The sequence below is a fragment of the Gleimia hominis genome, assembly GCF_002871945.2.
GTDB classification, from domain to species: Bacteria; Actinomycetota; Actinomycetes; order Actinomycetales; family Actinomycetaceae; genus Gleimia; species Gleimia hominis_A.
On record NZ_CP126963.1, the window covers coordinates 221583 to 245239 of the forward strand.

At 58.6% G+C, this 23657-nt stretch carries 20 protein-coding genes and 1 tRNA gene; 16 read left to right on the forward strand and 5 right to left on the reverse strand.

What is annotated here, in order from left to right:
• From rsmA to CJ187_RS01030, 3 genes are read left to right on the forward strand one after another with little or no spacing between them, the layout of a single operon-like run.
• Complete coding sequence (gene rsmA, locus CJ187_RS01020) at nucleotides 1-891, forward strand: 16S rRNA (adenine(1518)-N(6)/adenine(1519)-N(6))-dimethyltransferase RsmA (protein WP_102216146.1); 891 nt, start codon at nucleotides 1-3, stop codon at nucleotides 889-891.
• Nucleotides 888-2030 (forward strand): 4-(cytidine 5'-diphospho)-2-C-methyl-D-erythritol kinase, encoded by a 1143-nt coding sequence (ispE, locus tag CJ187_RS01025; RefSeq protein ID WP_102216145.1) that lies wholly within the window; start codon nucleotides 888-890, stop codon nucleotides 2028-2030. The genes rsmA and ispE overlap by 4 nt, the downstream gene beginning before the upstream one ends.
• Nucleotides 2030-3898: an ABC-F family ATP-binding cassette domain-containing protein gene (locus CJ187_RS01030; RefSeq protein WP_102216144.1), complete on the forward strand. Its 1869-nt coding sequence runs from the start codon at nucleotides 2030-2032 to the stop codon at nucleotides 3896-3898. Before ispE ends, CJ187_RS01030 begins: the two co-directional genes overlap by 1 nt.
• Nucleotides 3899-4053: 155 nt before the next feature.
• Here CJ187_RS01030 and CJ187_RS01035 read toward each other — a convergent pair whose 3' ends face one another.
• The 4 genes from CJ187_RS01035 to CJ187_RS01050 form a co-directional block, all read right to left on the reverse strand.
• Complete coding sequence (locus tag CJ187_RS01035; protein ID WP_102216143.1) at nucleotides 4054-5736, reverse strand: hypothetical protein; 1683 nt, start codon at nucleotides 5734-5736, stop codon at nucleotides 4054-4056.
• Nucleotides 5721-6563 carry an ABC transporter ATP-binding protein gene (locus CJ187_RS01040; RefSeq protein WP_102216142.1) on the reverse strand — a complete coding sequence of 281 codons (843 nt, stop codon included), beginning with the start codon at nucleotides 6561-6563 and terminating at the stop codon, nucleotides 5721-5723. The genes CJ187_RS01035 and CJ187_RS01040 overlap by 16 nt, the downstream gene beginning before the upstream one ends.
• A 120-nt stretch (nucleotides 6564-6683) precedes the next feature.
• Nucleotides 6684-7211 carry a MarR family winged helix-turn-helix transcriptional regulator gene (locus tag CJ187_RS01045; protein ID WP_233187312.1) on the reverse strand — a complete coding sequence of 176 codons (528 nt, stop codon included), beginning with the start codon at nucleotides 7209-7211 and terminating at the stop codon, nucleotides 6684-6686.
• Between the two features lie 100 nt (nucleotides 7212-7311).
• Nucleotides 7312-7905 carry a TetR/AcrR family transcriptional regulator gene (locus CJ187_RS01050; protein ID WP_199171057.1) on the reverse strand — a complete coding sequence of 198 codons (594 nt, stop codon included), beginning with the start codon at nucleotides 7903-7905 and terminating at the stop codon, nucleotides 7312-7314.
• A 190-nt stretch (nucleotides 7906-8095) separates the two neighbouring features.
• Here CJ187_RS01050 and CJ187_RS01055 point away from each other — a divergent pair.
• From CJ187_RS01055 to deoC, 13 genes are all read left to right on the forward strand, one after another.
• Nucleotides 8096-8166 (forward strand) — tRNA-Gln (locus tag CJ187_RS01055).
• Nucleotides 8167-8340: 174 nt separating this feature from the next.
• Nucleotides 8341-9372, forward strand: coding sequence for an NTP transferase domain-containing protein (locus tag CJ187_RS01060; RefSeq protein ID WP_434737328.1), 1032 nt, complete (start codon nucleotides 8341-8343; stop codon nucleotides 9370-9372).
• A gap of 33 nt (nucleotides 9373-9405) precedes the next feature.
• Nucleotides 9406-10386, forward strand: a complete 981-nt coding sequence (locus tag CJ187_RS01065; RefSeq protein WP_102216140.1) for a ribose-phosphate diphosphokinase — start codon at nucleotides 9406-9408, stop codon at nucleotides 10384-10386.
• Between the two features lie 171 nt (nucleotides 10387-10557).
• Nucleotides 10558-11193: a 50S ribosomal protein L25/general stress protein Ctc gene (locus CJ187_RS01070; RefSeq protein WP_102216139.1), complete on the forward strand. Its 636-nt coding sequence runs from the start codon at nucleotides 10558-10560 to the stop codon at nucleotides 11191-11193.
• On the forward strand, nucleotides 11190-12455 hold the full coding sequence (locus tag CJ187_RS01075) for a glycosyltransferase 87 family protein (protein WP_102216138.1): 1266 nt from the start codon (nucleotides 11190-11192) through the stop codon (nucleotides 12453-12455). Before CJ187_RS01070 ends, CJ187_RS01075 begins: the two co-directional genes overlap by 4 nt.
• Complete coding sequence (locus tag CJ187_RS01080) at nucleotides 12416-13519, forward strand: mannose-1-phosphate guanylyltransferase (protein WP_233187311.1); 1104 nt, start codon at nucleotides 12416-12418, stop codon at nucleotides 13517-13519. The genes CJ187_RS01075 and CJ187_RS01080 overlap by 40 nt, the downstream gene beginning before the upstream one ends.
• 158 nt (nucleotides 13520-13677) lie before the next feature.
• Complete coding sequence (locus CJ187_RS01085; RefSeq protein WP_102216136.1) at nucleotides 13678-14757, forward strand: BMP family lipoprotein; 1080 nt, start codon at nucleotides 13678-13680, stop codon at nucleotides 14755-14757.
• Nucleotides 14758-14850: 93 nt separating this feature from the next.
• Nucleotides 14851-16521, forward strand: a complete 1671-nt coding sequence (locus tag CJ187_RS01090) for an ATP-binding cassette domain-containing protein (RefSeq protein WP_102216135.1) — start codon at nucleotides 14851-14853, stop codon at nucleotides 16519-16521.
• Nucleotides 16514-17785 carry an ABC transporter permease gene (locus tag CJ187_RS01095; RefSeq protein WP_233187310.1) on the forward strand — a complete coding sequence of 424 codons (1272 nt, stop codon included), beginning with the start codon at nucleotides 16514-16516 and terminating at the stop codon, nucleotides 17783-17785. Before CJ187_RS01090 ends, CJ187_RS01095 begins: the two co-directional genes overlap by 8 nt.
• Nucleotides 17782-19059 (forward strand): ABC transporter permease, encoded by a 1278-nt coding sequence (locus tag CJ187_RS01100; RefSeq protein WP_102216134.1) that lies wholly within the window; start codon nucleotides 17782-17784, stop codon nucleotides 19057-19059. Before CJ187_RS01095 ends, CJ187_RS01100 begins: the two co-directional genes overlap by 4 nt.
• On the forward strand, nucleotides 19059-19592 hold the full coding sequence (locus CJ187_RS01105) for a cytidine deaminase (protein WP_102216133.1): 534 nt from the start codon (nucleotides 19059-19061) through the stop codon (nucleotides 19590-19592). Before CJ187_RS01100 ends, CJ187_RS01105 begins: the two co-directional genes overlap by 1 nt.
• 13 nt (nucleotides 19593-19605) lie before the next feature.
• Nucleotides 19606-20892, forward strand: coding sequence for a thymidine phosphorylase (locus tag CJ187_RS01110; protein ID WP_102216132.1), 1287 nt, complete (start codon nucleotides 19606-19608; stop codon nucleotides 20890-20892).
• A gap of 81 nt (nucleotides 20893-20973) precedes the next feature.
• A complete protein-coding gene (gene deoC / locus CJ187_RS01115; protein WP_102216131.1) occupies nucleotides 20974-21624 on the forward strand; it encodes a deoxyribose-phosphate aldolase in 651 nt (216 codons plus the stop codon).
• 174 nt (nucleotides 21625-21798) lie between these two features.
• On the opposite strand, the gene CJ187_RS01120 is transcribed toward deoC, so the two are convergent.
• Nucleotides 21799-23628, reverse strand: a complete 1830-nt coding sequence (locus CJ187_RS01120) for a phospho-sugar mutase (RefSeq protein WP_102216130.1) — start codon at nucleotides 23626-23628, stop codon at nucleotides 21799-21801.
• Nucleotides 23629-23657 lie beyond the last annotated feature (29 nt).

The window sequence follows — 23657 nt, forward strand, 5'->3', positions numbered from 1 at the left end:
ATGCTCCTATCTCCCGCGCACGTGCGCGAGATCTGCAAAACACTCGGCATACGCCCAACAAAAACGCTTGGGCAAAACTTTGTGCACGACGCCGCCACCGTACGCAAGATCGTGCGCGCAGCCCACGTGCAACCCGGCGACCACGTCCTAGAAGTCGGGCCCGGGCTCGGATCCTTAACCCTTGGCCTACTGGAAGCTGGCGCCCGCGTCAGCGCAATCGAGATCGACCCCATCCTCGCGACCGCCCTGCCCGCCACCGTGCAAGGGTTCACCGACGAACCCCAGCCGCTGCGAGTGCTGCAAGCAGACGCGTTGGCCGTAACCTCAAGCGAAGAACTAAACCAAGCTGTGAACGCGCAGGGTGAAACGGAAAACTGGGAAGCGCCAACGCGGATGGTCGCAAACCTGCCATACAACGTGGCGGTACCACTTGTGTTGAACATTTTGAAGCATTTCGAAACCGTGACCGAACTGCTAGTAATGGTGCAAACCGAAGTTGCGCAGCGCCTCAGCGCACAGGCGGGCTCAAAGATCTACGGGGTGCCGTCGGTTAAAACCGCGTGGTACGGGCACGCACAACTGGCCGGGGCGATTAGCCGATCAGTGTTCTGGCCCGTGCCGAACGTAGATTCTTCACTTGTGCGCGTAACCCGCAGCGAACCGACGTGGCTGGCCCCGCGCGAAACCACGTTCAAACTGGTCGACACCGCCTTTGCACAACGACGCAAAATGCTGCGCGCCGCCTTAAAGAATACTTTCAGTGACGTGGACTTAAACACAGTTTTCTCCCGCGCCCAAATCGACCCTACGCGCCGAGGGGAAACTTTAACGGTAGAAGACTTTGACCGCCTCGCCTGGGCCGTGCACCAAGAGCGGGAGGTCAGCCGGTGAAAGCAGTTACTGCTTCCGCGCCGGCTAAGCTGAATCTGGTACTCCAGGTTGGTCGGTTAGAAGCTGGGTACCACCCCCTTTACTCCATTTTTGAGGCCCTAGACATGCGCGAAACCGTGCGGGTAAAACCATGCGCAGGGCCCAGCCGCGTGCACACCACCGTGCAGCTAGGGCCCGGTAGTAAACGGATAGAAGCGGCCATAAACGCGCTCGCACCGCAGCAGAACCTGGCGGTCAAAGCGGGGGAGCGGCTGCTACAAGAAGCGCAAAAGCGTATGCAGCACGCCAGGGGTGCGCATAATCAGAGCTTGCGGGCCATAGGGGAAGATGGCGCAGCTGCCTTACCGCCCGGATTAGAGTTTGAGGTTCTTAAACGCGTACCTATGGCTGGGGGAATGGCCGGAGGGTCAGCGGACGCGGCGGCTGCGCTCGTGGCGGTCAACGAACTACTGGGCCTCAAACTAACAATGCAGCAGCTGTTAGAAATCGGGGCAGAACTAGGGGCAGATGTACCGGCATGCCTTATGGGAGGTACCTCGCTAGGGTTACGCTACGGCGATCAAATGACCAACCTGGGGCGTGGGCAAACGCGCCACTGGGTGATGGTATTGGTGCGCGACGGCCTGTCTACCCCAGCTGTGTTCAAAACATTCGACACCCACCAGCGTGGCCGCGAGAAGCTCCCAAGCAGTTTGCGCCCGCAGGACCGGCATAAGGTCCTTGGGTCCGCCACGGACCTCAAGCACCTTTTGACCAACGACCTGCAAACCAGCGCCTTCGAAATGCGCCCAGACCTGGCGCGCATAATGACGCGTATTAACCACACGGATGCGCTGGCTGCGCTAGTGTCTGGTTCGGGCCCCACGATCGCGGTGCTCGCGCGCGACGGCGAACACGCGCAGCAACTTGCCAGCACAATCCGCGAATTTGCCGATGTGGAAGACTGTCTATGCACCCACGGGCCAGTAGGGGGCGCCCGTGTGGAAACCCTGACAGGCCCGGCGGCCACTGAGAAATGGCGCACCGACACCGCGGAGACCGAGAAGCTGGGCACCGACCCGGCTACCGAGAAACCGCGCACCGACGCCCCGGTCCCTCAGGAACCACAAATGCTGACGCTGGCTAGAACAGAGGAATAATGGCTCACCTTTTCTCTACCCACAACCTGAAGGCAATCGGGGGTTCGCGCGAAATCTTGGCGGGTATCAACGTGTCTATCCACGAGGGTGACCGCGTGGGCGTGCTGGGGCCGAACGGGGCAGGTAAGTCCACGTTACTGAACTTGCTCACGGGGTTGCGCCAGCCCGACGAGGGGTATATCACGGCCCGCGAAGGCATGCGGTTCACGCACCTGACGCAGCGTGATAACACGGACCCGGTGCCGGCAGTCCAGCTGATCCACCCGGGGTTAGAGGAATACGAGTGGGCGTCGAACCCAGATATTCGCGACATTCACTCAGGGCTGCTGGCCGATATTGACATCACCCGCCCGATGAACGAACTATCCGGTGGTCAGCGCCGCCGGGTTTCGCTCGCCACAGTCCTGTCCGAAGGCGTGGTGCAGGGCCGACCCGCAGGCGTGGTGGTGTTAGACGAACCCACCAACCATTTAGATGTTGAGGGCGTGGCGTGGCTCGCAGCGCATTTGAATAAGCGGTTGGCACGCGGCCATGGCGCGTTGATTGTGGTGACGCACGACCGGTGGTTTTTAGACGCCGTGTGCAACCAGGTGTGGGAAGTGGTACCGGGGGTGGAACCGGGTTACGGCCGCGATCAGCGTCCGGGGCGGATTGAGTTTTACGAAGGCTCGTATGCGGCGTATGTGCTGGCTCGGGCTGAGCGGGCACGGCTGGCACAGTTAGCTGAGGAGAAGCGGCAGAACCTGTTGCGCAAAGAACTGGCGTGGTTGCAGCGGGGCGCCCCTGCCCGCACTTCGAAACCACGGTTCCGGGTGGATGCGGCGGAAGCGTTGATTGGGAACGAGCCCCCACCGCGCGACGAAGTGGAGTTGGTTCGTATCGCGTCCGCGCGGCTTGGTAAACAGGTTTTAGATCTTGAGGGTGTGAGCCTGAGGTTTGGTGACCGGGTGATTTTTGATGACGTCACTTGGCGGCTCGCACCGGGCCAACGCGTGGGCGTGGTGGGAGTTAATGGCGCGGGTAAAACCACGTTGATGCGGCTGCTGGCGGGCGATTTGCAGCCCGACCATGGCCGGGTTAAACGCGGTAAAACCGTGCAGGTCGCTACCCTGTCGCAGGACACGCATGAGCTGGATGAGGTTTCGCACTTGCGGGTCACGGAGGCAGTGGCGCAGGTGGCGTTGTCGATTGACGTTGGTGGCAAAGAGTTGACCGCCAGCCAGATTGTGGAACGCATCGGGTGCAACCGCGATCGCGCGTGGACACCAGTGGCCGATATTTCGGGTGGGGAACGGCGCCGCCTGCAGTTGGTGCGCCTATTAATGGCCCAGCCGAACGTGCTGCTGCTGGACGAGCCCACTAACGATTTGGACACGGACACGCTTGCCGCAATGGAGGATCTGCTGGATTCTTTTGCGGGCACACTCGTGGTGGTTTCGCACGACCGTTACCTTCTGGAACGCGTAACTTCCTCTCAGGTTGCCCTTTATGGGGATGGGAAAATCGTTGACCTACCGGGTGGGGTAGAGCAGTACCTGCGGGTACGTGCTGGTCAGACCACGGAAGGGGCCGGTGCGGTTGCTGCCGGTGCAGCGGCTGCTGCGGATGCGGGTCCGTCTGATGCCCAGCTTTCGCGGGAAGCACGGAAAGAAGCGCAGCGGGTGGAGCGGCAGATGAAACGCAGTAGTCAGCAGATTGAAAAAGTTGAAGCGCAGCTTGCGGACGTTTCGTCTATCCCCACTCCGAACGCGCAGCAGATTCAAGAGATGGCGGATTTAGCGGCCCAGTTGAAGTCGCTTCAGTCTACCCATGAGGCCTTAGAAACCCAGTGGTTAGAAGCCGCTCAGCGGGCGGAAGACCTCAGCTAGCACCAGTTATCCCCCTTGAGCGCATTCGCGGATACCCGATTCTCCCGAACGGCTTTTGAAAGCTACGTGCCAGCGAGCACGCATCGGTTAGATATGTTTGAGCGCGCCCGAGGCCGGTGCCTCGAGCGCGCTCAGTTCTGACTTTTGGCCAAGGCTTAGTGGCCGGGCCAGGAGCGGATTAGATTAAGTAGTTTGACCTGGCCGGAGTCGAACACTTTGCCGCCGATCGCCATGCCGGCAAGCAGGATGATTACCGACCAGGCGAGCATCACAAGACTGCCCGCTATGCCGGGGAGGACCTTCCAGTAAATCAGTAACCCTGGGAGCGAGAGGATGAACCCGCCTGCCATTAAGCCGAAACTAATGAGCATGTTCACCATCTGGTTCCCCGTGCCTTTCGACGCCAGCGGGGAAGACCCTGGTGGTTGTACGCCAATACTGTAACGCCCAGTGAACGTTGAGCCTAAACCAAACGTCACCAGGTAAATCGACAGTAGTTTTAACGTCCAGTTGATAGCAGAGCCAGCTTCGGGTAAGAACACTCCAAAGGCAATCGAAGAGATTACGATTACGGTTACTGCTGGTAGCAGGCTTCCGAGGAAGCGTCCGAACCTATCTTGCCAGCCTTTGACGCCTGCACTGACATGCATCCAGAATGCTGTTGAATCGTAGGATACCAACAGGGCCATGGTGGAGCCCATAAGAATTGGAACGAGGTAAATGAACATCCCCGCGATCGAGCCCGTAGTCGGGTCAGAATCTGCGGTAAGTTTCGTCATTGCAATGCCCAGGATTGGGAAAATCAACGTGGCGATGAACGAGGTGAACAGCCGTGGGTCACCCAGGCAAGCAGACAGGGTGCGGGCAGCGATAGCGCTGGTGGGGTTCGATACTCCCAGGCGGGTCCACATGCCCAGTAGAGGCAGACCATTGTCTTTAGATTGTTTCTGCTGCCGCGTTTCTTCTTGCGTGGGGTCTACCAGGTGGCGCCCAGCCGCAATCGCTTCGCGAGCCTGCCCGCTAATGGGGTGGGAACGCCCGCGCATACTGGGGGCTAGTGCCCGAGTCCAAAGCCACAGCAAAGCTGCTATCCCCACGGCTGCGTACAGCACACCTAACAGGGCGGGGACGTATTGTCCGCCCGCTAACAGTGGTGGTAGGGCAGTGGGGTTCGTTAGTGGCGTCCAGCTTAAGACTTCGCCGATTCGCAGGACGGTGCTGAAAATATCCTTGTCTGCCAACGCGTTCATCCAGGCGCCTGCAGGGGCGACAATTAGAAGGAAGACAACCGTGGCGATGGTTGCCGAACGGTCCCGCCATTTAGAAGAGTGTGACAGGGAACCGTCCACAGCCACCCCTATAAGGCGGCTTACTAGCGCACAAATATAGGTAAAAACTAGAGCCGCGACGATGGCTAGAACGCCCGCCAAAACGTGGCCGGCAGAAAATAGGTATGTAGCTGGCAGTATTGCGACCGCGAAGGTGACGAAACCTCCGGGACCAACCATGGTAGCCAAAATCAAAGCGTGGGCTAGTGACCGCGATGGGGCTACGAAAGGAGCGAAGTTAGAAGGGGTCAGCGAGTTATCTAACCCGAACCCGAAGAAGGGTGCGCCCGCCCAACCAAGTGCAATCAGCAGGCCCATCAGAATACTGCCATAGGCCACGGACGTGGGGGCGACCCCTGCGCTTCCGAGGTGAAACATAGCTGCCTGCGTTACACCGTAGATAGTTAAGAGGTACAGGCCGACGAGGGCAAAAAGAATGATCTTCCACTTTGCTTGGACAAAATTAACCCAAGAGATTCTAAGTTTTAGGGAAACTACTGTTGCAACCATTCGAGCCCTTCCGCGTGGTGGACGCCGCCGATGAGGGAGGTGAAGACGTCGTCTAAGTCCTTGCCTTGCGAAACCTCTTCGGTGGTGCCGTGGGTGAGTACTTTACCGTGGTTGATGATTGCCACGTGGCTGCACATTTTCTGCACGTTCGCCATCACGTGGCTGGATAGCACTACGGTGCCACCGCCGTTGACGAAGTTGCTGAGGATATCGCGGATGTTCGCTGCCGAAATCGGGTCTACCGCTTCGAAGGGTTCGTCGAGTACCAGCACTCGGGGGCCGTGCACTAGGGAACAGGCGAGCGCGATTTTCTTGGTCATGCCGGCGGAGTAGTCGGACACGGGTTTTTTCTGCGCTTCTTCTAACCCGAGTGCCCGCACGAGCGCGTCCGCACGCTCTTGGGCCACATCTTTGTCAAGGCCGCGCAGCATTCCCATGTAGGTCACGAGGGCCGGGCCCGACAGGCGGTTGAACAGGCGCATGCCGTCAGGCATTACTCCAAGTTTTGTCTTCGCCTCAGCCTGGTTGGTCCACATGTCGATGCCGCAGATGCGGGCGGTGCCGTGGTCTGGTTTCAGCAGGCCGGTGGCCATGTTCAGGCACGTGGTTTTACCCGCCCCGTTGGGCCCAACAATGCCGTAGAACGATCCGGTGGGGATGGAAAGCGTCATGTCTGCTACCGCAACTGTGTTGCCGAACACTTTAGCGAGCTGCAGCATTTCTAGCGCAGGTTCGTTCGATTGTGGTTGTTCTTCGGTGAAGTTTGGCAGTGTCGGTTTCCCATCGGTTTTTGATTCGTTCCCGACGGGTGCATCTTCGTGCGCCATGGTCCTCCTTAAAAAGGGGTGTCGAAATGGTAGTGGATACACGCATTTGCGTGCTAATCCGCACTATTACCCACTTAGTTTAATAGACCACAGGTATGCCAACAAGGTTCACGCGTGCCCTCAGTGCCGCGTTTTTGGCGTGAAAGTCAGCAGTATGGGCCGCAGAAGTTTACTGAGGTTTTCGCGTTGCCGTTTCGTCAGGCTAACCAGGAGCGCGCGTTCGGCGTCGAGTAGAGAGGCCAGGGCCGCGTCAACTTTTTGTTTCCCGTTTGACGTGAGGGTGACGAGCACTGCCCGACGGTCGGTGGAGGAGCGGGATCGTTCCACTAGACCTTTGGCTTCTAGACGGTCAATCCGGTTGGTCATGGTGCCGGACGAGACTAGTAGTTCGTTCATGAGGTTCCCGGGCGTCAGTGCATAGGGCTTACCGGCGCGTCGCAGAGACGAGAGCACATCGAATTCCCACGGTTCGAGTTCGTGGCTCGAGAATGCGGTTCGTCGCGCCAGATCAAGGTGTCGGGCGATGCGGGTGATTCTGGAGAAAATGAGCATGGGGGAGGTATCCAGATCGGGGCGCTGCACTTCCCACGCACCTACAATCCGGTCTACGTCATCCTCATGACTAGTTTGACTAGCTTCATTACTCACAATTTCAAGATACTTGATGTCGAGAGGTTTGTGTGGGACTTTCGACTCTTATGTTGCGTGTCGCCCCCTTGTTTTTTGAGGCGGTGGTTGCGTTTGGTTTCTATCCCTTGAGGTGGGGGTCTGATTCTAGGTTGCGTAAACCGAGCCAGGTGAGGTTCACCACGTGTGCGGCAACTGTGTGTTTGTCGAACGCGTTTTCTTCTAGCCACCATTGGCCAACTTGGGCGATGAGGCCGACGAGCATTTGGGCGTATAGTGGTGCCCATTTTTTATCCATTCGCCCGACTTCGAATTGGCGTGCAAGTAGGTGTTCCACGCGTGAGGCGACGTCGCCAATGACGGACGAGTAGGATCCGAGGGACTGTGCTTTCGGCGCGTCGCGCACCAGTACGCGGAACCCGTCCGCGTGGTTGTCGATGTAGTCCAGTAGGGAGAGGGCTGTGTTTTCTACAATTTCACGTGGGTGTAGGGAGGATTCGAGTGAGTTCGCGATTGTGCTAACGAGCCGACGTACTTCCCGGTCGACAATTACTGCGTAGAGGCCTTCTTTACCACCGAAGTGTTCGTATACCACTGGTTTCGTTACGCCGGCTGCGGAAGCTATTTCTTCTACCGAGGTGCTGTCGAACCCTTTGGAGGCAAACAGTGTGCGTGCCACTTCTATTAGTTGTTCGCGGCGTTCGATGCCGCTCATGCGCGTGCGCTTGACGGTAATTTTGAGGCCTCCATCCGCAAGTATTAAGGTCGCCCACGCGGTGGGGCTAAACCTAGGTTCCGGTTAGTGATCAGTGTACTTGCCTCGCGGTTTTGAACGGGGTGTGAGCAGGTTATCTCACACGCATTGGATATCTGAGGAGGAAGTATGGCAAAATAGCTGTTGCTAATCCGCCCTGGTGTAATGGCAGCACAGAGGTTTTTGGTACCTCTAGTCTGGGTTCGAATCCTAGGGGCGGAACTTTTTATATCCGCACCTTCTTGACGTCCACTATTTTTTGGCTCTATTAATTGGTCGGTTAGGGTCTGTTTACAGCTCATTTGGCGAAGGTGGGCGCGCTAGGCTTACAATCGAGACAGAAACGCTTGGTATGCACGCGTTTTGTAAACGCACGATTCTTGAAGTGAGGGGCACTTGACCACGCCATCCGCTGTGATAATCCTGGCTGCTGGGCAGGGAACGCGCATGAAGTCGGCAACACCTAAGGTGCTGCACACAATGTGTGGACTGCCGCTAGTAGGGCACGCGATTGACGCCGCCGAAGAGTCCGGCGCGGAGCACACGGTGGTGGTGGTTCGCCATCAACGTGAGGCCGTGGCAAACGCCGTGCAAGAGTTGAAGCCCGATGCGATTATTGCCGATCAAGACGCCGTGCCCGGCACTGGCCGCGCAGTGTGGTGCGGTATGCAGGAGCTTTCTAAGCACGCGTCTTTGCAAGGCACTATCCTCGTGATATCAGCGGACGTACCCCTATTAGAAGGTGACACGATCCGTGAACTTACGCGGATGCACGAAGAATCAAAACGCGCAGTAACCGTGGTGACCACGGTAGTCGATGACCCAACGGGATACGGGCGGATAATCCGCGACGGGGAAACGGTCACAGCGATTGTTGAACACCGTGACGCCACTGCGCAGCAGCGTGAAATCAAAGAAATGAACGCGGGCATTTACGCGTTCGACGCTCAGTTCTTACAAGAAGCGCTCCAGGGCCTCGAGCAAAACAACGATCAAGGTGAAGTCTACTTGACCGACACCATTGCCCTCGCCAAACAACACGGGGGAGCGGGCGCGTACTTACTGAAAGACACGTGGCAAGCTCAAGGCTGTAACGACCGCGCTCAACTAGCACAACTGCGCGACGAAATGAACCGCCGTATCCTGCGCAAGCACATGCTGAGCGGAGTGGCGATCATATCCCCAAACGAAACCTCAATCGATAAAGACGTGGCAATAGCCCCGGACGTAACCATCGAACCCGGATGTGTACTCGAAGGCACCACTATCGTAGAACCCTTCGCCACAATTGGCCCCCACACTACGCTGCGGAACACCCGCGTAGAAGAAGGGGCGGTACTGCCACACGTGTTCGCCTATGACACGACAATCGCGGCCGGCACCGTCGCCCCCGCATTTTCCGAATTTAAAGACTCTGACCCGCAATAAGATCCCGTAACCGCCGCAAGGAGAATTAGTACAGTGTCAGGAATCATCACCTCCGGAGAAAAACGCTTGGTACTCGTTACTGGCCGAGCTCACCCAGAACTAGCGGAGGCGGTGGGGAAAGAACTGGGAACCGGCGTGCTCCCAACCACAGCATACGATTTCGCTAACTCTGAAATCTACGTGCGGTTCAACGAATCCGTGCGCGGCTGTGACGCGTTCGTACTGCAATCCCACACCGAACCCATAAACCAGTGGATCATGGAGCAACTAATTATGGTGGATGCGCTCAAGCGTGCATCCGCTAAACGCATCACCGTGGTTGCCCCGTTCTACCCGTACGCACGGCAAGACAAAAAACACTTGGGCCGCGAACCCATTTCCGCACGCCTCATGGCGGACCTATTTAAAACCGCGGGTGCGGACCGGCTCATGGCAGTGGACTTGCACGCCGCACAAGCCCAAGGTTTCTTTGACGGCCCAGTGGACCACCTGTGGGCCATGCCGGTGCTTGTGGACTACGTGAAATCTCGCGTGGACCTATCGCACGTGGCCGTTGTTTCCCCCGACGCGGGTCGTATCCGCGTGGCGGAGAAGTGGGCGAACAAGCTCGGTGGCTGCCCCCTGGCGTTCGTGCATAAGACTCGTGACACCTCCCGGCCGAACGTTGCGGTCGCTAACCGCGTAGTTGGTGACGTGGAAGGTCTGAACTGCGTGCTCGTTGATGACCTCATCGACACCGGTGGGACTATTGCGGAAGCTGTTAAGGTACTCAAAGACTCCGGTGCGAAATCCGTTATCGTTGCCGCCACTCACGGGGTGCTGTCCCCACCGGCGGCGCAGCGCCTATCCGAATGCGGGGCAACCGAAGTGGTGATTACAGACACGCTCCCTATTAAAGCGGAGAAACGGTTTGATAAACTCACGATCCTGCCGATCGCGCCCCTGCTGGCACGGGCAATACGTGAGGTATTTGACGACGGCTCGGTAACCTCGCTATTCGACGGTGTGGCCTAATTGCGCTAAACTCTTTCCTGTTGCCTCGGCGAGGGCGCACCGGAACCGGTGTTGCCGTTATCGACTGGGCGTGGAAACACCCTTTTTGCAACGCTCGCATTATGCGTGCTGCAAAACCTGTGGTTCCGCTCCTTCCGGGGTCCAATAATAAGATTCTGAAAGGATAAACAAATGGCTACTCACATTACCCGCCTCGACGGCGTAGCCCGTAAAGAATTCGGTAAAGGCGCTGCTCGTCGCGCTCGTCGCGCCGGTATGATTCCCGCGGTGATCTACTCCAACACCGTGGAACCCGTGCACATGGACATGAATGCGCACGATGTATTCCTCATCGTTAAAGACAACGAAAACGCCCTTGTGAACGTGGTTTGCGACGGGGAGGAACAGCTGGCGATCGTTAAAGATATTCAGCGTCACCCGGTGCGCCGCGAAATCATCCACCTGGACCTGCTGGCTGTGCGCCGCGACGAGAAGGTAGATGTGGACGTACCCCTGGTGTTCGTGGGTGAGTCCGCACCGAACACGATTTTGTCGCAAGAGCACTTCACGCTGCTGGTGCACGCCCCTGCGATTGACATTCCCGAGTCCATTGAGGTGTCGATTGAAGGTCTTGAGGAAGGCGCCGTGCTCACAATCGCGGACGTTAACTTCCCAACCGACGTGGAATCGGACCTGGAGCCCGACACGGTTATTGGTTCCATCATGATTCCGGAGGAAGAGCCGGAAGAAGAACCGGAGGAAACCGAGGAGTCCGCGGAGGCCGAAGAGGGCTCCGATGATGGCGAGGGCGACTCCGAAGAAGAGTGACCTTACTTTCACGCTTACTAGCCAAGGCCCGGCGGAACGCGCTGGGTCTTGGCTTTTCTTATGCCCTCTTTTATGCCGCATCCATGCTGGCCGTGTGGTGCTTGTGGCAGCTCACTGGTTCGTGGGGCATAACCGGGGACGTGAACTACTACTACCAGTGGGGCCGGTTCGCCCTCAAACATGGTGTCAGCGGGGCAATGGTGGAATACCCAACCCCGGCGGCGGCACTGCTCTTTTTTGGGGCAGCGTTCACCAATGACGCGCAGACCTACCAGGCTGGATTCGCGTGGGCCATGGTTCTGTTGGTAGGAGTGTGGTTCCTAGTGCTTTGGCGCAAGCAGCAACCACGGCATCTACACCAGCCGCGTTGGGTGTGGTTGTTTACGGAACCGGGGTGGATGTGGGCTCTGCTGGCTGTGTGCATGGGTCCGCTGCTGCTCAACCGGTTCGACCTCGTGCCCGCGCTGCTGGGGGCGGCTGCGTTTCTGGCCACCAGCCCCGCGTGGGCCGGTCACCTGCTGGCGTGGGGGACCGCGATGAAACTCACGCCAATCACCCTGTTCGCGGCCTTCACCCGCTCCTGGAAACGCGCGGGCCTAGCTCTGCTTGGAACGGGCGTGGGGCTCATTTTGATCAGCGCGCTGCTAGGTGGGTGGCAGCGCGTGTTCTCCCCTTTGGGATGGCAACTCGGCCGCGGGCTGCATTCGGAATCGATCGTGGCCACCGCCATCACCTGGGCGAGGGCCTTCAACCCCGGTGCTTACACCGCCGCGCTTTCCACTAACAACTCAATCGACTACTCGGGGCCAGGCGTATTTTTGTCGCTACACGTGGGGACCGTTCTGACGGTACTGACGCTTGCGCTGATCGGGTGGTTCGGCATGCGCGCCTACCGCGTGTCCACCACCGCTGGAACTAAAGCGTTACTGGCATGCGCGATCACTGGCCTGTTGATCTGCTCGAACAAAGTTTTCTCTCCGCAATACATGATCTGGCTGCTGCCCCTGTGGACCGTAGTGCTGGTATTTGAACGCACCCGTTGGCACGCCAAAATGGGCCTTGCACTAGCCGGGATAACCGCGATGACCCAATGCATCTACCCCACCCTCTACCCCTATTTCCTATCTACAACCACTTCCGCACCGCACCTGTGGGCGTGCATTTTTGTGGTAGTGCGTAACGTAGCGCTCGTAGTCTGGACACTCACCGTATGCTGGAGGGTGTGGAAAAGAACTACCCGGACCCGAAACTACACGTCATAATTCCCGCCGGTGGCGCGGGAACCCGCTTGTGGCCCCTGTCGCGACGCGCTACCCCGAAGTTTTTACTGAACCTTGCGGATCCAAACCGGTCACTGCTACAGATGACGGTGAGCCGGCTTGCCCCAGTGGCCGCGTCAATCACGATCGTCACGGGAGCTGAGCACGCGGACGCGGTGCGCACACAAGTCGGTTCCGCAGCCCAGGTGCTGGTGGAACCCAGTGGACGCGATTCCCTTGCTGCAATTGCGCTTGCCACTACCCACCTGAAGTTGCAATACGGTGCGGACGCCGTAGTGGGTTCGTTTGCTGCAGACCACGTTATTGACGATGAGGCCCTATTTCGCCAGTGCGTCCAAACCGCTGCTCGCATTGCCCAGCGCGGAAAAATCGTCACGCTCGGGATCGAACCCACGTGCGCGTCCACCGCCTTCGGATACATCAAACCCGGCCATCCGCTAGCTCAGGGCAACGAGGATGAGGCTGATGCACACATGGGGAAATCGGGGCAGACACCCGCTTATGCGGCAGACGCATTTGTAGAAAAACCCGACCAGCAGCGCGCCGAACAGTTCGTATCCGAAGGGTACTTATGGAACGCGGGAATGTTCATAATGCGCGCCGACACCTTCACCCAGCATTTGCGCAACCACAACCCCCGCATGGCAGACGCGGTTCTAACTCTTGCGCAAGAATGGGACAGCGCGGCAGTAAACCGGCGAGAAGAACTGTGGGAGTCACTGGAGAAAATCGCGTTCGACTATGCAATCGCCATGCCCGCAGCAGACCAGGGGGACGTCGCGGTGGTACCCCTGCACACAGAATGGTCGGACCTAGGAGACTTTGAGTCCCTCAAGCCGCTAAAAAATAAGAGCGAGCGAATAGTACAAATTGATGCCAACGCCCGCGTATTCACTACGGGACCGGCTGTTGTAACACTAGGCGTGGAAGGGATAACTGTGGTAAGTACCCCTGATGCGGTGCTGGTGATCGACTCCAACCGGGCGCAAGACGTGAAAAGCATCCCTAAAGCGCTGCTCAACGCTGGTTTCGAAGATCTAGTATAAATACTTCTAAGTTCGTTAAAACTAAAGTTTTCTGCACCGTTTTATCCCATTGGCCGTCACGTATGAGGTAAAATGATCTGGCAACCAGCGAACCAGAGCGGAGCCTTAACTAAGGCTTTGGGTTCATCACTCCTAACGAATCCCAACTAGGGGGGAAAGTGAAGAAAGCATCCAAGATCTCGGCCGCCATTGCTGCAACGGCGCTCCTACTCACCGCGTGTGGTGCAGCACCTGAAAGTGGGGACAAAGGCAAGTCCTCATCAGAAGGCGGTGACAAAGTCAAAGCCTGCATGATTTCGGACTCCGGCGGCTTCGACGACAAATCCTTCAACCAGTCCGGACACGAAGGCCTCATGAAGGCTAAAGACGAACTCGGCGTAGAGGTTTCCGCAATCGAATCCCACTCCGAAGCCGACTTCGAACCCAACATCGACGCCGCGGTAAGCGACAAATGCTCCATAATCATCGGCGTGGGCTTCCTCATGGTAGACCAGCTAGAAGCCAAAGCGAAGGCAAACCCGGACATCAAGTTCGCGATTGTGGACTCACAGTTCAAAGACGCACCTGAGAACGCGCGCGCCCTAGTGTTCAACACCGCTGAAGCCGCCTACCTCGCAGGATACGCAGCTGCCGGCATGACGCAAACCGGTAAAGTCGCCACGTTCCTCGGCATGAAGATCCCCACAACCGCGATCTTCGCCGACGGATTCGCCGACGGCATCAAGCACTACAACGAAGAAAACGGTTCTGCCGTTCAACTCCTCGGTTGGGATAAAGAGAAACAAAACGGAGCTGCCACCGGTAACTTCGAAGACGTCCCGAAAGGTAAAGAGACCGCTAAGCAGTTCCTCGATCAGGGTGCGGACATCATCATGCCCGTCGCCGGCCCCGTTGGTTCCGGTGCGCTCGCGGCCGTTAAAGACGCGTCCGATAAGAACGCGTCCATCGTGTGGGTTGACGCCGACGGTTACCGCACGCAACCAGAGTCGAAAGACATCATCCTCACCTCGGTGGTTAAAGAAATCGGGAACTCCGTGTTCGACACCATCAAGTCTGTTAAGGAAGGTAAGTTCGACTCCAAACCCTACATTGGGGACCTGAAGAACGGGGGTGTCTCCATGGCACCGTTCCACGACTTCGACTCCAAGGTACCTGCTGAGCTGAAAGAGAAACTGAAGAAGCTCCAGGAGCAGATCACAAGCGGTGAGATTAAGGTAGAAACCCAGAACCAACCGTAAACTGATGTGCTGCCCTAAATGATTACAGGCCCGTTCCCACCGGGAGCGGGCCTGTAATAAAGCCGTAACACACCGATAAAGTTAAGGAACACCGTGAAGCTCGAACTACGAGGAATCACCAAAGTGTTCGGCCCACTCGTGGCCAATGACCACATCGACCTCACCATCGAACCCGGACAAATCCACGCGTTACTGGGGGAAAACGGTGCGGGAAAATCCACTTTGATGAACGTACTCTACGGTCTGTACCAGCCAAACGATGGACAGATCCTCATTGACAACAAACCCGTGTCATTCTCCGGCCCCGGCGACGCGGTCGCCGCCGGGATCGGCATGGTCCACCAACACTTCATGCTCGTGCCCGTGTTCACCGTCGCGGAATCCGTAGCGCTCGGCTACGAACCCACGAAGGTCGCGGGCATTATTGAAACCAAAAAAGCGCGTGACCAAGTTCGGGAACTATCCGCACGCTTCGGATTCGACATCGACCCCGACGCCCCCATCGAATCCCTCTCCGTGGGAGCTCAACAACGCGTTGAAATCATCAAAGCCCTCTCGCGCGACGCCCGCGTACTGATCCTCGACGAGCCCACCGCTGTGCTCACCCCTCAGGAAACAGACGAACTAATGGACATCATGCTGCAGTTAAAAGCGGCAGGTACGTCAATCGTGTTCATCACCCACAAACTTCGCGAAGTCCGCGCCGTTGCAGACCACATCACCGTGATTCGACGCGGAAAAGTAGTGGGTGAAGCGAGCGCGGAATCAACCGAAGAAGAACTCGCGTCCATGATGGTGGGCCGGCCGGTGATGCTCAACGTCGAAAAAGACGAACCGAACACCAGCGACGTCGGCCTGTCACTGCGGAACGTTTCACTCGTGAGCAAAAAAGGGAATCTACTGCTCGACGACGTGAACCTGGACGTGCGCCGCGGCGAAGTGGTGTGTATCGCCGGGGTGCAAGGGAATGGGCAAACAGAACTGTCCGAATGCCTCCTCGGCGCCACCGCCCCCAGCGCGGGCACCATTGAAATCGGTGGAAAAGACGCCTCAGGCCGGACCATTAAAAACCGGCTGCAAGGCGGCCTCGGGTTCGTGCCTGAAGACCGTTCAAAAGACGGCATGATTGCTTCGTTCTCAATCGCAGAAAACATGATTCTCGACCAGTACGACCGGCCCCCGTTCGCCAAAGGCATCAACATGCGGCCCCACGTGGTCCTGGACAACGCGCAGAAACTACGCGAAGAATACGACGTGCGCGTCACCTCCGTAACCGACCCAATCGCAACCCTGTCCGGTGGGAACGCGCAAAAAGCGATTCTGGCACGCGAACTGTCACGCAAACTCGTTGCGCTCGTGGCCTCCCAACCCACCCGCGGCCTCGACGTCGGCTCAATCGAATTCGTGTACAAACGCATAATTGAAGAACGCGACGCGAACACCGCCGTACTCGTAATCTCCACAGAACTAGACGAAGTGGATGCGCTCGCGGACCGGATCGCAGTCATGTACCGCGGCAAAATCGTTGGGATAGTCCCCGCCGGCACCCCCCGGTCCGTGCTGGGCCTAATGATGGCTGGAGTGCCGCTCGAAGAAGCACAACAAGCTGCAAGCTCTGGCCGCTTAGCCCAGGAAACCGCGGGCTCTGGTCGGGCAGATGGGCAGACCGTTGGTTCGAGCCCCGCAGGCGGGCAGACACCCCGGCCATCAGCTGACGCAAAGCCCGAAACTGGGAGCGAAGTTAAGGAAGGTAGTGATGAGTGAAGCACAACCGGGTTCCCTAGCCCCCACGGGCGTTAAACCACCTCAGGAACCAAAACAAAACCAAGATCAACACGTGCCGATGGCAAACCGTATACTGAAGCGGATATTCTCCATCTCCACAGCAACGATTTTGGCGGCAATCGCCCTGTCACTCGTAATCGGCGCGGTGATTGTCGTCATCTTCAACGAGGACGTGCAAACCACCGCGGGATACCTGCTGGCCCGCCCCTCAGACTTCTTGAGTGCATCTTGGAACGCGTTCAGCGGATTCTTCTCCTCCCTATTCCGCGGCGCCGTAGTGAACTACCAGGCGGACAGTTTCGCAGCGGCAATCAAACCATTTGTCGAAACCCTCACGCGGTCCGTGCCCCTGATCCTCGCCGGTCTGGCGGTGGCAGTGTCGTTCCGCGCCGGCCTGTTCAACATCGGTGTGCAAGGACAACTCGCGATCGGTGCCCTGTGCGGCACAATCGCCGGTATTCACCTGCACCTACCCATCGGCCTGCACCTACTAGTCGCGATCATTTGCGCCATTCTTGGCGGCGCGATCTGGGGCGGGATTCCCGGTGCTCTCAAATCCTGGGTGGGGGCCAACGAAGTGATCGTCACGATCATGCTCAACTCCATCGCCGCATACCTAGTGGCCTACATGCTGAAACAGAAGTTCCTGGTGGGCGAAGGGGTGAGCGGTAAATCCCAGTACGTGGCGGACGCCGCGATGTACCCGCGGCTACTGGGCTCCACGATGCGGCTCGATCTATCGTTCCTGCTGGCACTCGGCGCAGCCGTGTTCGTCTGGTGGCTCCTAGAGCGGTCCACTTTCGGGTTCGAACTACGCGCAGCGGGCGCAAACCCAGCAGCAGCTCGAACCGCCGGCATTTCCGTACGCAACGTAATCTTCTTAACCCTCGTGATCTCCGGGGCCCTAGCAGGCCTAGCGGGTACCGCGCCCGTGCTCGGGACGGAACGGTTCCTCACTAACGGCACCGCCGGATCATATGGTTTCGATGCGATCACAGTGGCACTGCTCGGTAAATCAACACCCCTGGGCACTGTGCTGGCTGGCATCCTCTTTGGTGGCCTGGCTGCGGGAGCGTCCACAATGCAATCCTCCGCGGGAATCCCGGTGGATATCGTGCAGATCACCCAGGCAGTTATCGTGCTTCTAATCGCTGCCTCTGAAGCCGTTCGTTACTTTAGAGAAAAACGCTCCGTACAACGCCGAACATCTGCCGCCGCCACGGAGAAAGGAGAAACGAAATGAGCACGCAGATCCTCAAGAAAACTCCTGAAAATACCCCAGCGGTGCAGCGGAAAATGACGTTGCGCGATCCGATTGCCGCAACCGTGATGGCTGCGTTGACAGTTATCTTGGCGCTGCTTTCTAAAGGTAGGTCCGTGTTCTCATGGTCTGGGGCCACGGGTTGGTTCACGATCCCGGACACGCACATTCCCTCGAAGCCAACGATTGCTATTTTGGCGGTCATCGCGATTGCCCTCACCGTGTATATTTGGCGCGTTGCCCAGCAGCGGCGGGAAGCGTCCGGCTGGTTCCTGGTGGGGGTGGCCACGTGTTTCGTAATCGCGTTCTTGATCTACACGGTAGCGGGCCGCGAAAGCGCGCACCTACCCGTGATTTCCCTTTTGATTGGCGGTATCGCCTTCGCAACCCCCCTAGTGTTCGGCGCCCTGTCTGGCGTGGTGTGCGAACGTTCTGGGGTTATCAATATTGCCATTGAGGGACAACTGCTGCTCGGCGCGTTCATGGGCGCCGTGGTGGCCTCCCTGTTCAAAAACCCGTACCTGGGGCTGATCGGCGCGCCCCTAGGTGGCATGGCGCTAGCTGTTCTGCTGGCGCTGTTCACCGTGAACTTGCGGACCGACCACATCATCGTGGGCGTGGTGCTGAACATGCTGGCAGTGGGCATTACCTCGTTCATGTACTCCACGGTTTTGAAACAGAACGCGGAATCGTTGAACGCGAACTACTCGCTGGGGGCCATCCGCATCCCCGTGCTCGCAGACATTCCAGTGATCGGCCCGGTGCTGTTCAACCAGTCAATCCTGGTGTACCTGATGTACTTCGCGGTACTGTTCTTGCAGTTCATGGTGTTCAACTCCCGTTGGGGCCTGCGGATGCGCGCGTGCGGGGAGCACCCCCGAGCCGCAGACACGGTTGGGATCAAAGTGAATGCGACCCGGTGGCGCAACGTACTACTTGGGGGTGCGCTTGCTGGACTAGGTGGCGCATTCTTCACCGTCGGGCAAGGCCTGGCGTTCAGTAAAGACATGGCGGCGGGCAACGGGTTCATCGCCCTAGCAGCAATGATCCTAGGCCGGTGGAACCCCAAGGGCGCGGCAGCAGCTGCATTACTGTTCGGGTTCGCCACTAACCTGGGGGCGATCATGCAGGCGGTGGGTTCGCCGATTCCATCAGAGTTCTTGCTGATGATTCCGTACATCATCACAATCCTCGCAGTCGCCGGGTTCGTTGGTGCGGTGCGGGCACCCGCAGCAGAAGGGAAACCGTATCCGTGATGAACCCGCAGCAAAGTAACAAGGTGGTGGACGAGAAGGTGTGGGCGCAGCTGTTAGAAGCAGCGCAAGCAGCGCGCGCCCGCGCGTACTGCCCGTATTCGCACTACCCGGTTGGGGCAGCGGCCCTAGTTGACGACGGCCGGGTAGTGACGGGCTGCAATGTTGAAAACGCTGGCTACGGAGTGACCCTGTGTGCGGAATGCGGACTGGTGTCGAACCTCGTGAACACCGGTGGGGGCCGCCTAGTTGCATTCGTGTGCGTAGGCGGAGAAGCCGGGCAAGTGTGCGCCCCGTGTGGCCGCTGCCGGCAACTACTGTTCGAACACGGCGGGCCTGAGCTCGCGATGCGCATGCCCAGCGGTGACACCACGATGGCACACGTGCTGCCCGACGCGTTCGGCCCCGGCGACCTTGCGGGCGAGAATCAAGCCGCGACGGGCGGGCCGCAAACCCGCGTGCAGCACGACCTTGGGGCGCAAACGCAAGATCCCGCTAGTGGTGAACCAGGTACTGCGGGCAACAGCAGAGTTTGATAGAGGTGAGTGGATGAGTGAGAAATACGATGTAGTAGACGTTATCCGAACTAAGCGTGATGGCAACGCCCTCAGTTCCGGGCAGATCGACTGGACGATCGACGCGTACACCCGCGGGGTGGTGGGCGATGAACAGATGGCGGCGCTCGCCATGGCGATTTTCCTCAAGGGAATGAACCGCAAGGAGATTGCGCGTTGGACCCAGGCGATGATCAACTCTGGGGAAACCATGGACTTCGGTTCGCTGCCTCGCAAAACGGCGGACAAGCACTCAACCGGTGGGGTGGGTGACAAAATCACACTGCCGCTAGCTCCCCTGGTGGCTGCGTTCGACGTGGCGGTACCGCAGCTTTCTGGGCGCGGCCTGGGCCACACTGGCGGCACGTTGGACAAGTTAGAGTCGATTCCCGGTTGGCGCGCGGACGTGTCGAATGAGCAGATCATGCAGATTCTCGGCACCGGCCCAGGTGCGGTGGTTTGTGCTGCAGGGGCGGGCCTTGCGCCCGCGGATAAGAAACTGTACGCACTGCGCGACGTCACCTCCACGGTGGATTGTATTCCGCTGATCGCCTCTTCGATCATGTCCAAGAAAATCGCTGAGGGCACGGATTCCCTGGTTTTGGACGTGAAAGTGGGTAGTGGGGCCTTTATGAAAGACCTTGAGGCTGCCCGCGAGCTCGCGTCCACGATGGTTGACTTGGGAACGGACGCCGGGGTTCGCACCACCGCGTTGCTAACGGACATGTCGACTCCACTGGGCCTGACAGCCGGGAATGCGCTGGAGGTGCGCGAAGCCGTGGAGGTTCTAGCGGGCGGCGGACCAGCCGACGTTGTGGAACTGACACTCGCGCTAGCGAAAGAGATGCTCATCGCCGCGGGCCATCAGGATGCGGACCCGCAGGCCGCACTGCAAGACGGCCGGGCGATGGACCGGTGGCGGCAGATGATCACCGCGCAAGGTGGGGACCCGGATGCACCCCTGCCGCAGGCGCGTGAAACCGAGGACGTGGTTGCACCAACGGATGGTTATTTGACGAAGCTCGACGCTTTAGCAGTGGGGGTAGCGGCGTGGCGCCTGGGCGCTGGGCGCGCTAAGAAAGGGGACCCGGTGCAGGCTGAAGCTGGGGTGGAGATGTTCGCCAAGCCCGGTGACAGGGTGCAGAAAGGCCAGCCACTGCTGCGTCTACACACGCAAACGCCAGAACGGTTCGAGCGGGCGTTAGAAGTTTTGGATGGGGCGATCGACATTGACCAGTGTGCACCCCCGGCCCGCGAGGTTGTGTTGGATCGGATCAGCTAGTGGTTCCTACACCGGGTAAAGAAGCAACGGTTTGCTAGTAGGCCGGGTGTTTACTTGATTGTTTTTCGATAGGAGGAAGATATGGATAAGAAAACTTTGGCGCACATGGTGGATCACACCCTGCTCAAGCCGGAGTCTACCGCCGAAGATGTGAAAGCGTTGATTAATGAGGCCGCGCAGTTAGGCACGTATTCCGTGTGCGTCAGCCCGAACCAGTTGCCGATTGAGGTTCCGCAAGGGCTGGCTGTAGCAGCGGTGTGCGGTTTCCCATCCGGCGCTCATCCCTCCAGCGTAAAAGCTGCGGAGGCCGCCGATTCCGTGTCTAAAGGCGCGCAGGAAATCGACATGGTAGTGAACTTGAAACTCGTGTTTGAAAGCGATTTTGAAGGCGTTGAGGCCGATATCCGCGCGGTGCGAGAAGCGACTAGCGGCGCGGTATTGAAGGTGATTATTGAGTCGGCGCTGCTGTCGGATGAGCAGATTGTGGCGTGCTGCCAGGCTGCGCAAGCTGCGGGCGCGGATTTTGTGAAGACTTCCACGGGGTTCCACCCGGCTGGGGGTGCGTCGGTGCACGCGGTTAAGCTCATGCGCGAAACAGTGGGTGATTCGATGGGCGTGAAGGCCTCCGGTGGAATCCGGGATGCGCAAACAGCGCTCGCCATGGTCGAAGCGGGAGCGAACCGGCTCGGCCTGTCCTCTACCGCGAAAGTACTCGCGGGCCTAGACAGCTAACAAGCATGCGCTCAAGTAAGCGCAATGTGCAGGCAAAGCTGGCGTAGTTCTCGCTAAACAATCAAAATAGCGCTCGCTGAAATAGAACTGCAGGTGGCTGCGGCCCTTCAAAACGAAGGCGTCGCAGCCACCTGCTTGTTTGGCGCACTAGGAACGAGCGATGTTGCGGTGGGGTTAGATCCCCATTCCTGCCCGCATATCAGCTTTCATGGCCTCCAGGCGGCTCGCGGCAATGTCCCGCGCTTCATCAACCGTTGCAGCGAGTTCAGACACCTGCTCGCCACCGGTCTTGGAGCCACCGGCCTTGGAACCAGCACCCACCCTAGCGTCACCGCCAGCCTTAGAATCAGCACCGGCCTCAGGCGAATTACATGTATCTATCGGCACGATGGTTTCTAGGTAGCATTTCAGTTTCGGTTCCGTCCCAGAAGGCCGGGCTACCACGCGGTCACCACGTTCGGTGAGGAAGATCAGGCCATCTGTGGGTGGCAAGTCCGCGCTGCCGTCAGACAGGTCCTCAACGGAAATAACTGGGGAACCACCTAGGGACTTAACGGACCCGGCCCGCAGGTTCTGCATGCCTTTCGAAATCAAAGACAGGTCAGACACGCGAATCGACAGGGGAGCGGTGGCATGCAAACCGTACGCACGCGCAAAATCATCTAACGCATCCACCAGCGTGCGGCCCGCCGCCTTGTACTGCGAAGCCATCGCAGAAATCTTCAAACATGCGCTAATCCCATCCTTGTCACGCACGTGGTCTGGGTCAACACAGTATCCCAGGGCTTCCTCGTAACCAAACACGATTCCGGGAGTGCGGGAAATCCACTTGAACCCGGTTAGCGTCGCCCGGTAAGACACCCCGTAGTGCTTAGCAATACGCGACAGCAACCGTGAAGAAACAATAGAGTTAGCCAAAACCGCGTCCGCGTTCCCCTCGTATTCGCGGGCGACCGCGGTGCCTAGCAGGGCGCCCACTTCGTCACCTGTTAGCTGACGCCAACCATCTTCACCCCGCGGGTCAGGCACTGCAGCGGAGAATCGGTCCGCATCCGGGTCGTTAGCTAAAATAATGTCCGCGCCTAACTTCCGGGCAAGTTTGAACGACAGGTCCAAAGCCCCCGGCTCCTCCGGATTCGGGAAGGGAACAGTGGGGAAGTCCGGGTCTGGTTCATGCTGGGCCTCAACCACGTGCACGTCCGTAAACCCGGCGCGCGCCAAAGCTTTCAAAGTCGTCTCCCCACCCACGCCATGCATGGATGTGAGCACGATTTTCAAATCTGCCCGCGAACGCGCCAACGCCTCATCCGACTGTGCCGGTGGCAGCAGGGATGTAGCGCGATCCAAATACGCGTCCACAATTTCACTGCCAATCAGCTCCCACCCAGATTCGGCGCGTTCAACCGCGCTAGCCGAATCAACCGCCTGGATCGCCTCAAAAATCTGCGCGTCGTAAGGCGGCACGATCTGCGCGCCCTGCCCCGCGTCGGTAACTACACGGCCGCCTAAATAAACCTTGTACCCATTGTCTTTAGGCGGGTTGTGCGAGGCCGTTACCATAACTGCCGCGTCCGCATCCAGGTACTTGAGGGCAAACGCAGTCAAAGGGGTGGGTAGGTGCTGGTCGAACAGGGAAACGCGTCCACCGGCGGCAACTGCAACCGCGGCGGTGTCGAGCGCGAACTGCTCCGAGCCGTAGCGGGCGTCGTAACCGACCACCAGGTGGAACCCTTCCCCTACCTGGTCGAGTAGAAACTGGGTGAGCCCAGCGGCCGCGCGAATCACGACCGCGCGGTTCATGCGGTTCGGCCCTGCTCCAAGCCGGCCCCGCAGCCCAGCGGTACCAAACTTGAGTGTTCCCGCGAACCGGTCCGCGAGGTCCTCACTGGCCTCAGCGGCGCCTGATTTTGCGCGTTCTAGTAGGGTTTCGAGTTCGGCTCGGGTGGTTGCGTCGGGATCGTCAGCGATCCAGGCGCGCACCGTGTCTTCGTTGAACTTAGCCATTGATTTCCTCTCTCAGCCACCTGGTTGGT

What these genes read in the sequence shown, in the direction of transcription:
- rsmA (WP_102216146.1), top strand. Translation starts at nt 1, where the DNA reads ATGCTCCTATCTCCCGCGCACGTGCGCGAGATCTGCAAAACACTCGGC.
- CJ187_RS01030 (WP_102216144.1), top strand. Translation starts at nt 2,030, where the DNA reads ATGGCTCACCTTTTCTCTACCCACAACCTGAAGGCAATCGGGGGTTCG.
- CJ187_RS01035 (WP_102216143.1), bottom strand. Translation starts at nt 5,736, where the DNA reads ATGGTTGCAACAGTAGTTTCCCTAAAACTTAGAATCTCTTGGGTTAAT.
- CJ187_RS01040 (WP_102216142.1), bottom strand. Translation starts at nt 6,563, where the DNA reads ATGGCGCACGAAGATGCACCCGTCGGGAACGAATCAAAAACCGATGGG.
- CJ187_RS01050 (WP_199171057.1), bottom strand. Translation starts at nt 7,905, where the DNA reads ATGAGCGGCATCGAACGCCGCGAACAACTAATAGAAGTGGCACGCACA.
- CJ187_RS01070 (WP_102216139.1), top strand. Translation starts at nt 10,558, where the DNA reads ATGGCTACTCACATTACCCGCCTCGACGGCGTAGCCCGTAAAGAATTC.
- CJ187_RS01095 (WP_233187310.1), top strand. Translation starts at nt 16,514, where the DNA reads ATGAGTGAAGCACAACCGGGTTCCCTAGCCCCCACGGGCGTTAAACCA.
- CJ187_RS01100 (WP_102216134.1), top strand. Translation starts at nt 17,782, where the DNA reads ATGAGCACGCAGATCCTCAAGAAAACTCCTGAAAATACCCCAGCGGTG.
- CJ187_RS01105 (WP_102216133.1), top strand. Translation starts at nt 19,059, where the DNA reads ATGAACCCGCAGCAAAGTAACAAGGTGGTGGACGAGAAGGTGTGGGCG.
- CJ187_RS01110 (WP_102216132.1), top strand. Translation starts at nt 19,606, where the DNA reads ATGAGTGAGAAATACGATGTAGTAGACGTTATCCGAACTAAGCGTGAT.
- deoC (WP_102216131.1), top strand. Translation starts at nt 20,974, where the DNA reads ATGGATAAGAAAACTTTGGCGCACATGGTGGATCACACCCTGCTCAAG.
- CJ187_RS01120 (WP_102216130.1), bottom strand. Translation starts at nt 23,628, where the DNA reads ATGGCTAAGTTCAACGAAGACACGGTGCGCGCCTGGATCGCTGACGAT.